Source organism: Beggiatoa alba B18LD, from assembly GCF_000245015.1.
Taxonomy (GTDB): Bacteria; Pseudomonadota; Gammaproteobacteria; order Beggiatoales; family Beggiatoaceae; genus Beggiatoa; species Beggiatoa alba.
Genome location: NZ_JH600070.1, coordinates 1,656,978 through 1,673,103 on the forward strand (window position 1 = coordinate 1,656,978; position 16,126 = coordinate 1,673,103).

Annotated in this window: 9 protein-coding genes; 5 read left to right on the forward strand and 4 right to left on the reverse strand. The window is 40.7% G+C overall.

Translation table 11 applies throughout. From position 1 onward, the window contains the following. Positions 1–183: 183 nt before the first annotated feature. The 4 genes from BEGALDRAFT_RS06685 (at position 184) to BEGALDRAFT_RS06700 (ending at position 5,323) form a co-directional block, all read left to right on the forward strand. Positions 184–1,326 carry a serine hydrolase domain-containing protein gene (locus BEGALDRAFT_RS06685; protein WP_002685015.1) on the forward strand — a complete coding sequence of 381 codons (1,143 nt, stop codon included), beginning with the start codon at positions 184–186 and terminating at the stop codon, positions 1,324–1,326. Between the two features lie 179 nt (positions 1,327–1,505). Next, on the forward strand, positions 1,506–2,588 hold the full coding sequence (locus BEGALDRAFT_RS06690; RefSeq protein WP_002685017.1) for an extracellular solute-binding protein: 1,083 nt from the start codon (positions 1,506–1,508) through the stop codon (positions 2,586–2,588). A 24-nt stretch (positions 2,589–2,612) separates the two neighbouring features. Further along, positions 2,613–2,891 (forward strand): hypothetical protein, encoded by a 279-nt coding sequence (locus tag BEGALDRAFT_RS06695; RefSeq protein WP_002685019.1) that lies wholly within the window; start codon positions 2,613–2,615, stop codon positions 2,889–2,891. A gap of 17 nt (positions 2,892–2,908) precedes the next feature. Beyond that, positions 2,909–5,323, forward strand: coding sequence for a methyl-accepting chemotaxis protein (locus tag BEGALDRAFT_RS06700; protein WP_002685021.1), 2,415 nt, complete (start codon positions 2,909–2,911; stop codon positions 5,321–5,323). 303 nt (positions 5,324–5,626) lie between these two features. Here BEGALDRAFT_RS06700 and rsxC read toward each other — a convergent pair whose 3' ends face one another. From rsxC to BEGALDRAFT_RS06720, 4 genes are all read right to left on the reverse strand, one after another. Next, complete coding sequence (gene rsxC, locus BEGALDRAFT_RS06705) at positions 5,627–7,096, reverse strand: electron transport complex subunit RsxC (protein WP_002685023.1); 1,470 nt, start codon at positions 7,094–7,096, stop codon at positions 5,627–5,629. A 272-nt stretch (positions 7,097–7,368) separates the two neighbouring features. Then, the gene (gene hemF / locus BEGALDRAFT_RS06710) at positions 7,369–8,292 is read right to left on the reverse strand and encodes an oxygen-dependent coproporphyrinogen oxidase (protein ID WP_002685026.1); all 924 of its coding nucleotides are present in this window, start codon (positions 8,290–8,292) and stop codon (positions 7,369–7,371) included. A gap of 17 nt (positions 8,293–8,309) precedes the next feature. Further along, entirely contained in the window at positions 8,310–8,873 is a 564-nt protein-coding gene (locus tag BEGALDRAFT_RS06715) for an L-threonylcarbamoyladenylate synthase (RefSeq protein WP_002685028.1), read from the reverse strand. A 143-nt stretch (positions 8,874–9,016) separates the two neighbouring features. Next, a complete protein-coding gene (locus BEGALDRAFT_RS06720) occupies positions 9,017–10,069 on the reverse strand; it encodes a hypothetical protein (protein WP_002685029.1) in 1,053 nt (350 codons plus the stop codon). Between the two features lie 389 nt (positions 10,070–10,458). On the opposite strand from BEGALDRAFT_RS06720, the gene BEGALDRAFT_RS18045 reads away from it, so the two are divergent. Then, positions 10,459–16,074, forward strand: coding sequence for a PAS domain S-box protein (locus BEGALDRAFT_RS18045; RefSeq protein WP_002685030.1), 5,616 nt, complete (start codon positions 10,459–10,461; stop codon positions 16,072–16,074). Positions 16,075–16,126: the final 52 nt, after the last annotated feature.

Sequence of the window (16,126 nt, forward strand, 5' to 3'; positions counted from 1 at the left end):
ATAAGGCATTTGTGTTTAATCCCTCTGCCCCCATTAAACATAGAAATGGACTTGCCTTTTATTCTCCCTATTTTCTTCGACATCCATCATGCGCGCAAAGGTTGCCCACACTGTCTGTTATTTTCCTATATCCCATTTAATTATCACTGAACACGCCTTCTCTCATTGGTTGGAGAATGTTTCATGTCATTAAGTCACGCTAACTACCGTATTCATTTATTGTTTTTATGGTGTTTGTTAATCATAACAACCAATGTTCATGCGTATCCTACCCTAGATAAAAATATTACCCGTCAATTACAACAAATTGTAAAAGAAGAAATTAAACAGCAAAACATTCCAGGGGCTGTTGTCGCCATCTCTACCCCAAAAGGTGACTGGATAGAAGCAGTCGGTTTTGCAGATAAAGAACGTCGTCTTGCAATGCAAGCAACTGACCATTTCCGTGTTGCCAGTGTGACAAAAACCTTTGTTGCGGTTGTTGTTTTAAAGTTTGTAGAACAAGGACTTTTACAGCTCGATGAGCCTATTCAACGTTGGCTACCGCCACGAGTAAGTCGACGTTTATTGCATAGTGAAGAAATAACGCTCCGCCAATTGTTAAACCATACAAGTGGTATTCCTGACTATTTAGAAAGTGAAAAACTCGTCGGCATTATGCAAGACGACCCCTATCGGCAGTGGAGTATCGAGGAAATCTTAGAATATGTTTATCAGCTCCCACCTTATACCGATAGAATTGGTGTTGTTTCATATTATTCAAATACTAACTATTTATTAATAGAGCTGATTTTAAAGCAAATTACTGATGAATCCTTAGCCAGCCTGATTCGTCGTTTTATCTCCACCCCGCTAAATTTACAAAATACTTTTTTTGAAGGGCAGGAAGCCGTTGAATTTGTACAAGGTTATGAAGATTGGGATGGAGATGGACATCTGGATAATGTGACAACACCGCCTGTCGATGGTGGCTATGGATTTGCTGACGGTGGACTTGTGTCTTCAGCAGAAGACCTTACAACGTTTATTCAGGCTTTATTAGCAAAGAAAAGGTTATTATCGGTTGATATGCTTCGTGAAATGACCAGTTTGGTTGAAGACAGCGAAGTCGATGAAGAATATGGTTTAGGACTAGAATCCTTCTTTGTTGATGGCTATCACGTCTTAGGACATAGCGGACGTAACACCGGTTTTTTAACAGAAATGCGCTACATTCCTGAAGCTGATATTACGATTGTTGTCTTAATCAATGCAGGCGGTGAAGCAGACCCCTATCAAATTTTCGAGCGTTTATTCTCGACATTAGTCAAAGCAAAGATTGGATAATCTTAAAAGACCCGCTAACGGTTGAGAAAAACGAGCGGGTTTCTCTGAATACCATCAATACTTTCAAGACAATTTCATCTCTTCAATAAAAGCGCGACATGTCAAGATAGCTTTCTGTCAAATCATAGGAATTGCTTTATAATTTGGCAAAATTTCATTATTTGCAGAGCTATCTCATCATGTCAGCAACTTCTCAATCTGCGTTTATCAAACGTCGTCATTTTCTCAAGCAAACCCTCGCGGTTAGTCTTAGCAGTGCGGTAAATTTTCCAATACGCGCATATGCCCGCGCTCCGCTCACTGTGGGCGTTTATGAAGGTGCATTTCGGCAAGTTTTTGAAAAAGCAATTTATCCCGAATTCACCCAAGCAACTGGTATTGTTATTAACTCCATTGGAATACCTAGTAGCGATGCATGGATTGGACAATTAGAAGTTGCCTTGCGCAATCGTTTTATTCCTGCGGATGTTTCCTTAGTGTCTCAATTGGGCATGACAAGTGGCGAAATGTTAAAGGTTTGGGCAACGCTGGATGTCAATAAACTGAGCAATATTACTCATATCGCGCCTTACCTCTATCAAAATTTGAATGCAAAACAAGTGTATGGTATTGGTGCAATGTCGCGGGCTTTAGCCTTAGTCAGCGATGCAACACTGTACCCTACAGCACCCAACCGTTGGGCAAACTTATGGGCAAAAGATAAAAATAATAAATTAGGCTTAATGTCTTTAGTCAACAACGGATTTTTATTAGAAATTACAGCGTTAACCTTCTTTAATGGGCTGGATATTTTAAATACAGATGAAGGCGTGCAAAAGGTATTTAATCAACTCCGTGAATTAAAAGAACAAGTTACATTATGGTATCGAGATGCGATTCAATTTCCAGTGGCTTTAAAAGAAAAAGAAATTACGTTAGGACAGTGCTATCAAGATACTGCATTACTGGCAAAAGAGGCAGGGATTAAACTTAACAGCGAATTTCCACAAGAAGGCACAATTGTTGATACAGAATACTGGGCAATTACCGCAGGCTCTCCCCAACAAACAGAAGCAGAAATATTTATCGATTATCTCTGTCAACCTGCCATACAAGCCAAATTAACCCAACATTTACACATCATTCCCCTTGTGGAACAACGCTTGTTAGGAATACCTGTGGACTCATCAGTGATACCGCCCCGTTTTGGAATGCCAAACTACAAACTACAAACAGAAAAACGTGATTGGCTGGCACAACAATGGAGTGAATTAATCAGTTAATCACTCAAAGGATGGACACATCACATGCTACAACTCATTATTATTCTAAAAGCAATCGTAGAAATTGCACTCTTTGCCCTCATTGGACAAGGCATTCTCTATGTTTTGGCAGGTCAAGCCCGTCAACACAATCCCTTTTATGTGTTGTTACAAATCATCACCTCACCCGCAACGAAACTAATACGCTTACTCATGCCCCGCGTTATCATTGACCGTCATATCAGTGTATTAACGTTTTTTCTACTGTTGTGGGTCGAAATACTGTTGATTTATTTGAAAGTTCAAATCGTGAGAGATTTATAAATAATGAAGGTCACTTTATGAAACACCTGAGCATAGGCAAAAAATTCCTGATTCTCGCCATTTTCTCCATTGCCACAATCATCGGCGTTGGACTCTACAGCTTATACAACACCGCTACAACCTTTGCATGGGTAGACGACGTTTATAACACCGCACAAGATGTACAAGATATTGCCCTAGATATTGGTGAACCCTTGAATAAAGTTCATCAACTCTCACTTCTTATCGTCACAATTCCCCAACAAAAAGAGCAGTTTAACTTAAATATTGAACAACAAGCGATTATAAAAAATCTTGATGAGATAATTGCTAAATGGCAAGCCCGCGATGATATTGTGAAATATCAAACCAGTTTTAACCAATTCCAACAAGCATGGACACAATACAAAACCCTGTCATCCTACACCATTCAAACCCTACTTGAAGGCTATCGTGAAGCTGCATTTATCAACGCAAGCGGTGCAGAACAACAACAATTTGATGTCCTACTTTTCGCCTTTCATCAATGGATGACGGAACACATCAAAAATGCAAAACAAATCCAAGTAGATGCAACAAAGACTTATCAATTAACACTCATTGTTATAATCATCAGCTTTAGTCTTTTTATCCTGCTTGTATCCTTCTTCAACTTCTACACAGCACAACTCATTGTTAAACCCATTAACAAAGCCGTTGCCATTGCAAACGCCATTGCCAACGGCAATTTGCAAAACCAGATAACGGATATAACACGCGATGAAAGCGGGCAACTACTCCAATCTTTAGCACAAATGCAAAACCAACTGAGGGAACAAATTGCCGAAGAAAAACGCATTGCAGACGAAGCCATGCGCATCAACCAAGCCCTAGACAGTGTTACAACACAAGTACTCATCACCGATAATAACTACAAAATTATCTACATGAATAAGGCGTTAAAAAACTTCTTCCAACAAGAAGCAGACAATTTCCGCCGAGAACTTCCCCAATTTGACCCAGCCCAACTGCTCAACAACTCCATTGATGTCCTTCACAAAGATGCAAGTGCACATCGAGAACTCCTCGCACGCCTACAAACAACAGAAAAATCTAAGCTAGACCTCGAAGGACTCACCATTGAATACATGCTAACCCCCGTGATTAACGAACAAGGTGAACGCATAGGCTTTGTAAAAGAATTCAACAACCGCACCCAAGAAGTTGCGACAGAACAAGAAATTAAACAAGTCATCCATGCCGCTTCTCAAGGCGATTTTAAACAACGCATACAACTCACACAAAAAGTCGGATTCTTTAAAGCAGTTAGTGAAAATATAAACCATATCATGGATTTAAATCAGCAAGTGCTACAAGACACCATGCGTATGTTTGCGGCACTGGCAAAAGGAGATTTAACCCAAGCCATTACACATAATTACATTGGAGATTTCGCACAACTAAAAACTGATGCAAATACAACGGTGATGAAACTCACCAGTGTCATGGAACTTATCCAAGCCTCTGCACAAACCATTGATGAAACAGCCGAAACCCTGCTACAAAACAATTTAAGCCTCAACCAACGCACCGAATCACAAGCCGCCGCGCTAGAAGAAACAGCCGCGAGCATTGAAGAAATGACTAGTACCATTCAACAAAATGCGAATAATGCAAAACAAGCGAATGACTTAGCTATCAATGCCCGTAAAGATGCCCAAGCAGGTGGAGAAATAGTCGCGGCAACCATTCAAGCGATGACTAACATTAACCAAAGTAGCAAGCGCGTTGCCGATATTATTGGTGTTATCAACGATATTGCTTTTCAAACCAACTTATTAGCCCTGAATGCTGCGGTAGAAGCTGCACGAGCAGGAGAACAAGGACGCGGTTTTGCGGTTGTTGCAGGAGAAGTGCGTAATTTAGCCCAACGTAGCGCGGAAGCAGCAAAAGAAATTCGCCTATTAATTCAAGATAGTGTCAATAAAATTAACGAAGGTTCTATCCTTGTCAACCAATCAGGCGAAGCATTACAACGAATTTTCACTGCCGTTAAAAAAGTCAGCGATATTATTGCCGATATCACCGACGCAAGTCAGGAACAAACACTAGGTATTCATCAAGTTAATAAAGCAATTAGCCAAATGGATGAGATGACCCAACAAAATAACACGATGGTAACTCAAGCGATGGAAGCCAACGAAACCATGCGCGAACAAGCCAGTCAACTCACTCAACAAGTTGCTTTTTTTCAATTGAAGAACACTACAAAAGTTGTTCCCAACCTAACCAGTAATACACAAAAAACGGTTAAACAGTTGCCACAATCTCCTTCAAAAGTAACCTTGCCTGTGTTTAAGCATGAAAACTATAAACATTTAGAAAAAATGCAAGAACGGCAAAAATCAAAGACAACACAACGACAGACACAAGTCACGTTAAAAACCCATGATGATGATTGGGAAGATTTTTAGATGGAGATTGGATAGCCTAAGCCTAACCTGAGTTCTGCAAGTTTCTTTAAAAAGACAAGTATTTGTCTGAATCAGAATTTTCAGAATTAACAGAATTTTCAGAATTAAAAAGACAAGAAAATTAAAAGAATAAAAATTATGTTTTTAATTGTTTTTAATTGTTTTTAATTGTTTTTAATTCTGCTAATTCTGAAAATTCTGTGAATTCTGATTCAGACAAAAAAAGACCTGCTAAGTTTTCAAAACCTAGCAGGTCTCTGTTTTGTTTTATAAAACTTGCCGAAATCAGATTAAATAAGTCAACTAAGCGTCTTCTTCAACGGTTTGTTGCTTTTTCTTTGCAGATTCTGCTTTGCGTTTAGCGGCTGCGGCAGCTTTGGCGGCGACCTCTCTGTCTATCCGATCTTTACGTAAATCAATCAGACGACGATGTTCTTGAGCTTTGTGTTTTTGTTGTTGACGCGCTAATAGTTCGCCTTTCGCATAGTTGAAGTAATGCACAAGGGGGATGTGTGAGGGGCAAACATAAGAGCAACTACCACAAGTTATGCAGTCGACTAATCCTAATTCTTCTACTTTGTCAAAATTACCCACTTTGGCAAATGCTGCCATTTGTAACGGCAACAGTCCACATGGACAAGCAGTGACGCAACTGCCACAGCGGATGCAAGGCATACTTTGCTCTTGTGGGATTTCAGCCTCTGTCAGGGCAACAATACCATTTGTGCCTTTAACAATCGGGGTTAAGGTCGTGGGCAGAATTTGTCCCATCATTGGCCCTCCCACTAATAAGCGGGCAGGGGTTCGTTTGAGTCCACCGCAGAAGGCAAGGACATCGGAGACAAGTGCGCCGATGGGAACTTCTATATTCGTAGGAGCTTCAATTGCGCCCCCACCGACGGTAATCACTCGAGAAATGAGTGGCTCTCCAAACCTTAACGCACGGTGAACCGCGTAAACTGTGCCTACGTTGTGAACCAATAAGCCTATGTCTGAGCTACGACCATCTGCGGGGACTTCTAAGCCTGTGACCGTTTTAATCAGGTGTTGCGCTGAACCCATGGGATAGAGGGAAGGAACGGCAACAACTTTTACATTAGCAATGTGTTTACATGCGGTTCTAAGGGCTTCAATAGCGGTGGGTTTATTGTCTTCCACAGCGATATAGGCGTGTTCAATTTGGGCCGCATGTAGCACGATGCGCGTGCCGTCGACGATTTGTTCGGCACGTTCTTGCATTAAGCGGTCATCACAAGTGAGATAAGGTTCACATTCACTGCCATTGACGATAAAAGTATGAACTTTGCTTTTTAGGCTTTGTTTGAGTTTAACGGCTGATGGAAATGTCGCCCCGCCCATGCCAACGATACCCGCAGAGCCAACACGAGCGGCAACTTCATCAGGTGGCATTCTTAAAGGGTCTTGGCTCGGGTGTATATCGCTTAACCATTCTTCTTGCCCGTCGGATTCAATGATGATGGTGCGAACGGGTAATCCTGATGGATGAGGGGCAGTAAAATCGGTAATGTCTTTGATAAAGCCTGAAGTTGGAGCGTGTACGGGCGCAGAAATCATGCCTTGACTGTTTGCCAGTAGTTGCCCTTTTAAGACACGTTCACCAATAGCAACTTTAGGTTCTGCGGGTGCACCAACATGTTGTTGTAGCGGAACATACAGGTATTGTGGCATGGGCATTTTTAAAATGGGCTTGTTGGTCGTTGTGTGTTTGTGCCCTTCGGGATGGATTCCCCCACTAAAACGAAATAACTTCATGTTATAACCCCTGTATGTATGACAAAAATTGGTGTTCGCTAGTGTGGTGGTTGGTAATTCCACACGATAGCACCATGACAAGACCTATTAGATATCTTTAATGCAGTGCATCAATAGTACCAATAGGACAGAAACAGGGGTTTGTGAGAGGAATCAAATTGCTAATTTTTGCGTGCTTGGTGTGAATACAAACAATTTGTATGAAACAATACTTTTTTGTTGAGAATGCAACAGATTTTTATAAATTAAATTATTAACTTAGGTTAAATTCTTTATGAAGAAAAATTAATCCAATCACGCGCTGGAAGATACTTTTCATAAAGTTCTGCTTCTGGGGAGTTCGGTGCTGGTTGCCAATTGTATTGCCATTTAACCAGTGGTGGGAGAGACATTAGGATCGATTCAGTGCGTCCGCCTGTTTGTAGCCCAAATAAAGTGCCACGATCATAAACGAGATTGAATTCTACATAGCGACCGCGTCGATAGAGTTGAAAATCGCGTTGTTGTTGTGTGTAAGGGGTTTCTCGTCTGGCTTTAACAATAGGGAGATAAGCGGGTAAGTAGTGATTGCCTACACTTTGCATAAAGGCGAAGCAATCCGTAAAACACCATTCATTGAGGTCATCAAAGAATAATCCGCCCACGCCCCGCGCTTCGTTGCGATGTTTGATAAAAAAATAGTCGTCACACCATTTTTTAAACCGTGGATAGACGTTTGCACCAAATGGGTCACAAGCCGCTTTTGCAGTTTGATGCCAATGAATCACATCGCTTAAAACGGGATAGTAAGGCGTTAAATCAAAACCACCACCAAACCACCAAATCGGAGCTTGTCCTGTTTTTTCTGCGATAAAAAAGCGGACATTAGCATGTGAAGTGGGAATATGGGGATTATGAGGGTGAACGACTAATGACACGCCCATCGCTTGAAAATGACAGCCCGCTAATTCGGGTCGGTGTGCCGTCGCTGATGCAGGTAATTTAGCCCCATAAACATGAGAGAAGTTAATCCCCGCTTGTTCAAGAATCCCCCCATCGCTTAATACCCGTGAACGTCCGCCACCGCCTTCAGGACGTTGCCACGTCTCTTCTAAAAAAGTTTTTTTCCCATCTATCGCACTTAATGTGGAACTAATTTTATCTTGTAAATCTAGTAAATAAGCCTTGATTTGTTCTGAGTTGACTGTTGCATTCATGATATTGGCTAACTGGGTTAATAACGAATAATTTGCAATGTACTTGCGTCGCGGATTTCGCTAGGGCGTGCTTGTCCCCCTGTTGCACCACTGAGTAAGTAATCTATCTCTGTGTGCAATAACATTCTGGTGCGTAAAGCCGTGCGTGCTGCGGGGTGTTGGCTACGATTAGCACTGGTAGAAACTAATGCCCCGCCCCACACTTGGCAGAGTGTGCGTGCGAGTGGATGCCGTGTGACTCGGACGGCTAATTTATCGGATAGTCCGCGTAACTGTAGGGGAACATCAGGCTGTACGGGTAATAGCCATGTTATTGCTGTATTTGTTTGCCATGCAGAAAAAACCGTTTTTTCTATCTCAGGAGAGAGCGGAAGAAGATAAGGTTGCAATTGAGAAAAATCTGATGCAATCAGAATCAATCCTTTACGCCAATCACGTTGTTTCAGTTGTAACAGTCGTTCAACCGCTCCAGAATTTAAAGGGTCACAACCTAAACCATAAACGGCTTCAGTGGGATACGCAATAATACCGCCGCGTTCAAGACAGCGGACAGCTTGGGTTAAATGCCAACGGAATGACACAATATGAAACTCGCTTGTTATGAAAGTGATAAAACGGCTTAATCTTTTTAAGATATAGTAAACGTATCATAAAGTGACTTAAATTTAGGACTGGTAGTCCTGTGAGGACTGCCAGTCATCGGCATCGTTTTATAGTACGTTTACTATAGGTCTAAGCGTGAAACGGGTAATTGCGCAAAATGACTTTTTGCATAAGTTTGCCAAGGTTTACGCCATCGCCACCACTGCCGTGCTTGACGTTGCGTAATGGAAAACACGCGCCCATCACAGGGATAAAGATAAATTTGTTGTAATTGTCCTGTTTTTAAGGCTTTATATAATGGTTCAAACCATATTGTATCGAGTTGATGTAACCATGTTTCCCATGCTGTCCCTTGTGTGGGGCTGACTGTCAGTAGATATTCCCCAGCTTGTGATAACTGTTGCAACCAAGTTTGTGCATTGTTTGGCATCGCTTGATGGGGCACATTGCTTAATTGTGCTAACCCACGCGCGAGCGGGTCATCGCTCCAAACCTGTTGCCAGCGGACGGTTGGCGGTGTTGGTAAATGACCTAACCCCCAAAACCAAAGGCTATTTAAAGGGGGCAATCGTTGTTCACTGCGACGTTGATTGCTCGGATGTGCATGTAACAACATTTGAATTTCATTCATTAATGCACACCAGCGACGTTTATCCGCGCCACGCGGCATAAAGGCTTGAATATCTCGTCCGATAACGTCTAATAACGGCGTGGTTTCTAAGTCTGGCAAATCAGGCAAACGTAAATACCAACGTTCAGGTGTTGCAGCGCAAAAATGTAAGCCATCTGCTTGATAAAATGCGTTTAAACTCTGCAAAATAGCGTCAACATCTGCCCTATCAGGGGGATGCTGTTGGAACACATCGAATAAAATTAATTTATCTCTATCTGCTTGTAAATAAACAGGGTCTATACGCAAATAGCTTTGATTTCCCTCAATCGCTCCAAAATCATGCAAGTAGGTAATGGGCGCAATAGGTAACTGCGTTTGTAACGGTAAATCAAAGAGTCGCCAAAGAGTTGGCGTGCTACCCGTACTATAATCTAATAATTGTATGTGGGATTTTGGCAACCATGTTGCTAGGGTATGTAAAGGCAATGGCGTGCTACTGCGTACTGCATACGCAAATAAATCAGCGATAACGAGATGTAGTGTCGTCGTGTCAGAAGACATAAGCGTGTTGCACTCTGTCAAAAGTAGGTGAGAATGATGGGTTATAAACAGCTAAAAATGATTTTTTATCCTATTTAACTGACAGGTTGTTACTTTTCTAACACAATATTTTTTGTTGACATAGTTCAGCTTATTCAGATGTATTTAGTTAAGACATCAACCGTAAACAACGCGCAATACCATTAGCGCAAAGTGCTCCGTCACTCACGCCTAATTTATTTGTGTTCCGCGAAAGTCGTTACAAACGACTGTCAACTGACTAATTGTCGCCTTATCAACAGTTAGTATTTATCTATATAAAATAATAATTTTGTATCATATAGATACAAGTATAAGCATAATAAAAACACCACCAACAAGACAAACTATTCACCCACGAGGATGACAGTATGGGTGCAATTTCTTTTTATGCAACTATGAATATACACGCACAATTATCGCATTTATCTTGGGGGTTTTTATGTTTTGTTGACTTTAATGGTCATTTAAAACAAGTATCTCCCTGCTGTACCCAACAATTGCGGCAATTTGTGCCATTGCAACACAAAAAATCATTACTCAATGTTTCTTGTTGGACATTTATTCACAAAGCAGATCAAGCCAATGTCCGCCTAGCCTTACAACAACTAAAAAACAATCAAGCAGTCAATTTTGAAACACGCTGTTTAGATATAACGGGACATTGGCGGTGGTTATTATGGCAAGCACAGCCAAATCTTAAAGAGCTTGGTTTTTTTGCACAACTAACTGATATTACAGAATATAAAAACAAGATTGTTCAACAATCTATAACGGTATTGACTGATTCACCTCGACAACTTCACTTAGATAATGCGGATATTCCGCCTGATTTTCCCAATATTGCCAGTATTTTCGACAGTGTTTCCACCATTATCTGTTACAAAGATGTTAATAATAAAATTATCTGTACTAACAATGCACTGGCTAATTTACTGCAATTGCCTCTCCATGCGATACAAGGGCGTTATTATGACAGCCTTGTACCAGAGCAGGAGGCAAAGCGAGCATATGCCGATGATTTAGAAGTTATTAGGACACAACGAGCAAAATTAGGGGTCATTGAATCCTTTACCATCAAAGGGCAACTATGCTGGTTACATACCGATAAAATTCCTTATTTTGACCAACACCATCAAGTCATTGGTATTTTAATTGTTGCGACGGATATTACAGAATATCAACAAATTAACCTCGCCATTTTAAGCGCGAGTGAGAAAAAATATCGTATTTTATTTGAACAATCGTTATTTGGTATTTTTCACAGCACACCCGATGGAAAATTGCTGGATGCAAATCCCGCGCTTGCGCAAATTTTCGGCTATGACTCCACGCATAGCATGAAAGCCAATATCCATCATATTGGTAAACAACTGGCAATTTATCCTGCACAACAACAACAGATTACTGATTTTTTAGAAGAAGCCTCTAGTAATACCGCACAACGTTTGCATTGCTTAGAAATTCATTTATTGCGCCGTGACCGTACCGAATTAACCGTTAATTTATATTTAGGTGTCGTGCGTGACCAGCACGGAACAGCGCGTTATTTAGAAGGCTTTATTGAAGATATTTCTAAGCGAAAACAAGTTGCTATCCAATTAGCAGACAGTGAAAACCGCTACCAATTATTAGCGGAACATGCAACGGATTTAATCTCTAAGCATTCTCCTGCTGGCGTATTTTTATATGTTTCCCCCGCGTGCGTTCCACTTTTAGGCTATAGCGAAACAGAACTATTGGGACAGAATGCGTATGACTACATCCATCCCGATGATAAAAAACAAGTTCAGCAAAGCCACGCCCGTTTATTTCGTCGCGCTAATCAATCCCTAGAAAATAATCAACAAACCGTTACTTTTCGTGTTCGGCAAAAATCGGGGGCGTATATTTGGTTTGAAAGTAATAACCGCTTACTCCGTTTTCCAACAGGATTAGTCAAGGAAGTCGTTTCTGTTTCACGAGATATTACGGCGCGTAAATTGGCAGAACAAGAAGCATTACGTTCTTATCACATGCTTTTGCAAGTATTAAATGGATTGATGGCATTAGTGTATGTTGCTGATTTAGAAAATTACAAAATTCTATATATTAATCAATTTGGTCAAGAAGTTTTTGGCGATGTTGCAGGCAAAATTTGCTGGCAAGTGCTTTGCCAACAACGCCCAGAAAAAGCCCCTTGTTATCTTTGTCGTCAATCTATACGCCATAATGACCCTATTATGGAAGATATGTATTTTTGGGAACATTACGACACAACCCATAAACAATGGTATTCCGTGAATAATCGCAGTATCGAATGGGTCGACGGTCGTACCGTTCGCCTCGTTATCGCCTATAACATTACTGCACAAAAACAAACAGAAACTGCTTTGCGTATCAGTCAAGAACGCTATAGCCTTGCTGTTAATGCGGGAAAAACAGGGGTTTGGGATTGGAATATTGATAATAACAACTTGTATTTGGACGATAATCTAAAAGCCTTGTTAGGTTTTGCCCCTGAAGAATTACCTAGCCGTATCGATACGTGGACAGCCTTAGACCATCCCGACGATGTGCAAGGCGTGATTAATATTTCTAAGGAATATTTGCAAGGCTTACGCGAACATTACGAATTTGAACATCGAATGCGCCATAAAAATGGAACATATCGCTGGATGTTGACACGGGGAACAATCGTCGAACAAGGTCAACATAAGCGCATGATAGGCACAAGTACGGATATTACTGAGCGCAAGCTAGCGGAAGAAAGGGCGCAAGAACAAACACGCTTATTAAATGGGTTGGCGATGGTCAGCCATTTTTTATTAACGATTCCTGATTTTTATGAAGGGGTTAAAACCGCATTAGATATTTTAGGGCAGGTCATGAATGTTGACCGTGCTTATGTCTTTGAAAACTTTACCAATGAAGATGCTAGCGAAATTTTAACCCGTCAACGTTTTGTTTGGTTACATGATGATTTCAAAAGAGCTTGTTATGTACCGCAACGGCGTTGCTTTTCTTATACACAAGATTTAATGGGGTGGTATGAACTGCTGTTAAAAAGTCAGCCGATTAAAAGTAGCGTGCGTGCTTTATCTCCTTTTTTACAAACACTTTTTAATGTCAGTCAGATTCAAACCATATTTATTGTGCCTTTACATTTTGAAGGGCGTTTATGGGGATTTATTGGCGTTGACAGTCGAGAGCCACATCGTGAATGGTCTGATTATGAAAACTTTTTCTTACAAGCAGTCGGAAATAGCATTCGCAGCACGATTGCCCGTTATCAAATTAAACAATCGTTACAAATCAGCGAGAAAAAATTCCGTTCTTTATTTGAATATAATCAAGATTCAATTTTTATCATTGATAAACAAGGGTTAACCCATTTTGTCAATCCCGCCGCAGAACGTTTATATAAAGTTCCTGAAGGGCACTTATTAGGCAAACAATTAGGACTCCCGACTGCCCCCGATTTAAGTCTGGATTTGGTTTTGCTCGATTATGAAGAGAATTATCATATTGTTGAGTTAATTAGCGTTTCAATTGAGTGGGAAGGTGAGCAAGGCGTGATGTTGACCTTGCGCGATTTGACAGAGCGCAAACTGGCAGAACGTCGAATTTTAGAAGGAGAAACCAGACTAACTACCGTTATTAATCATTTACCCGTTATTTTGTTCGCAACGGATATGCATGGACGCTATACCCTTCTACGCGGGAAAGGCTTAAAAACCTTAGGGTTAAAAGATGATGCATTACTGGGTGTTTCTTGTTTTGATAACCTCAAACATTTACCGAATCTTATTCAAGACGTGCGTCAAGCCTTAAGCGGTCATGAAGTGTGTGGCGAAATTCAATTGCGCGGGCGCGTTTTTGAAGTCCGTTACAGTCCACAATTTGATAGTGTTGGCAGACAACAAGGTATTTTAGGCGTTGCAACCGATATTACTAGCTTGAAACAAGTTGAAAAAGCGTTACGAGAAGCGAAAGAAAATGCTGAATCAGCAAATCGGTCAAAAAGTGATTTTCTCGCAACCATGAGTCATGAAATTCGTACCCCCATGAATGGGGTTATCGGTATGACGCAATTATTATTAAATACGAAACTGACTTCACAACAACGTCATTATATTGAAATTATTAGGAGTTCTGGAGATAGTTTACTGACCGTTATTAACGATATTTTAGATTTTTCTAAAATTGAAGCGGGTAAACTGGTATTAGATGTGATTGATGGGGATATTCGGCAACTGGTCGATGACATGATGAAGTTATTTGCTGCCCCTGCACAACATAAAGGAATAGAACTACTCTATGAATTACCTGCTGAATTTCCTAATTATCTTCGCTGTGACCCGCTACGCTTGCGTCAAATTCTTAATAATCTGGTTGGTAATGCCATTAAATTTACAGAAGAAGGCTATGTCCTGCTGAAAATTCAATGTGATGAATTAACGTGTGAACAAGTTCAATTACAAGTTGATGTTATCGATACAGGGATTGGTATCAGTCCATTAGTGCGCGATAACTTGTTTAAGCCCTTTACACAAGCAGACTCGTCAACCAGTCGCCGTTATGGCGGAACGGGTTTAGGTTTAGTCATTACTCGTCGTTTAGTAGAAATGATGCAGGGGATGATGGGGATTTGTGATACACAAACCACTCGCGGCAGTCATTTTTGGGTCAACCTGCCTTTAGAAAAAGCAGAGACAGTGCCCCCCGTTTTATTTGAAAACATGGCGGTTTTAAACGGCTTACGAGTGTTGATTGTAGAGGATAATCTTGTTCATCAACAAATATTACAAACAGAATTAAATCATTGGCAAGTACAATCTTATTGTGTCGAAAACGCGGTGCTTGCATTAGAATCTTTAATTCAATACAACGAGTTGCATAAGCCATATCATCTGATTTTATTGGATGAAACCTTAATGCAAAGCGGGGAAAGTTTGACGTTTATCAAATCTGTAAAAAATGATTACCGTTTCAAACAAATCCCGATTATTTTAATGACCACCGTACAATATGAGCTACAATCCAGCCTCCCTGAACATCTTGCAACACCACTGACAAAGCCAATTCGTCAACAAGATTTATTAAATGCGTTACTCAGTATTGCCACGCCTCACTACTCCCCCATTCACACGTTATCCCCGTTACAAACACAACCCTTGCCACAACATACTTGTCGTTTATTATTGGCAGAAGATAATATTATTAATCAAGAAGTAGCTAAAGATATGCTACAACAATTAGGCTGTTATGTAACGATTGCACACAATGGACGTGAAGCCCTACAACGTTTAGAACAAGAAAGTTTCGACCTGATTCTGATGGATTGCTATATGCCCTATATGGATGGTTTTGAAGCCAGTTTACGCATTCGTGAACGTGAACGTTGTTTGAGCCTGCCACCTGTTCCCATCATTGCGTTAACGGCAAATGCCATGCAAGGCGACCGTGAACGTTGTCTCAGTGCGGGTATGAATGATTATCTGAGTAAGCCCGTCATTTTTGAACAATTACAAGACATGCTTAAAGTATGGTTAAAAACCCATACAACCATGGAGAGTATGTCGCTCCCTCCTTTCATCGAGAAAATACCGATAATGTCTCCACATGCTCATCTTCAACAACAGACAAAGTCAGAAACACACCTCCAACCCATCGATAATACTTTAATTAGCTACATGCGTGAGCATTCACAACGGAATATCAACTGGTTATTAGATTTATTTATGAATGAACTACCGCGATATCTCAACGAGTTAGAACAAGCAGTTATCATTGGCGATTGCGACAATATTTTTTTAATTGCGCACAAACTCAAAGGGGCGAGTGCCAATATGGGCGCGTATCCCTTAGTCAATTTATGCAAACTGATGGAAGGCTATGGAAAAAGTCGCAATCCTGAACGAGCAGGGGAATGTTTACAAGCCATGCATTATGAAAGTCAGCGCGTCATTCAAGCATTAGAGCAAGAAAAATCACAATATATCTAGTGTAAAGATAGGATAAAGCGAATGAATCAGTAAATTTATAAATCCTTTCGCT

Bases quoted from the DNA above. Each gene is read 5' to 3' on its own strand.
- hemF (WP_002685026.1), bottom strand. From the start codon at position 8,292: ATGAATGCAACAGTCAACTCAGAACAAATCAAGGCTTATTTACTAGAT.
- BEGALDRAFT_RS18045 (WP_002685030.1), top strand. From the start codon at position 10,459: ATGGGTGCAATTTCTTTTTATGCAACTATGAATATACACGCACAATTA.
- BEGALDRAFT_RS06690 (WP_002685017.1), top strand. From the start codon at position 1,506: ATGTCAGCAACTTCTCAATCTGCGTTTATCAAACGTCGTCATTTTCTC.
- BEGALDRAFT_RS06720 (WP_002685029.1), bottom strand. From the start codon at position 10,069: ATGTCTTCTGACACGACGACACTACATCTCGTTATCGCTGATTTATTT.
- BEGALDRAFT_RS06700 (WP_002685021.1), top strand. From the start codon at position 2,909: ATGAAACACCTGAGCATAGGCAAAAAATTCCTGATTCTCGCCATTTTC.
- rsxC (WP_002685023.1), bottom strand. From the start codon at position 7,096: ATGAAGTTATTTCGTTTTAGTGGGGGAATCCATCCCGAAGGGCACAAA.
- BEGALDRAFT_RS06685 (WP_002685015.1), top strand. From the start codon at position 184: ATGTCATTAAGTCACGCTAACTACCGTATTCATTTATTGTTTTTATGG.
- BEGALDRAFT_RS06695 (WP_002685019.1), top strand. From the start codon at position 2,613: ATGCTACAACTCATTATTATTCTAAAAGCAATCGTAGAAATTGCACTC.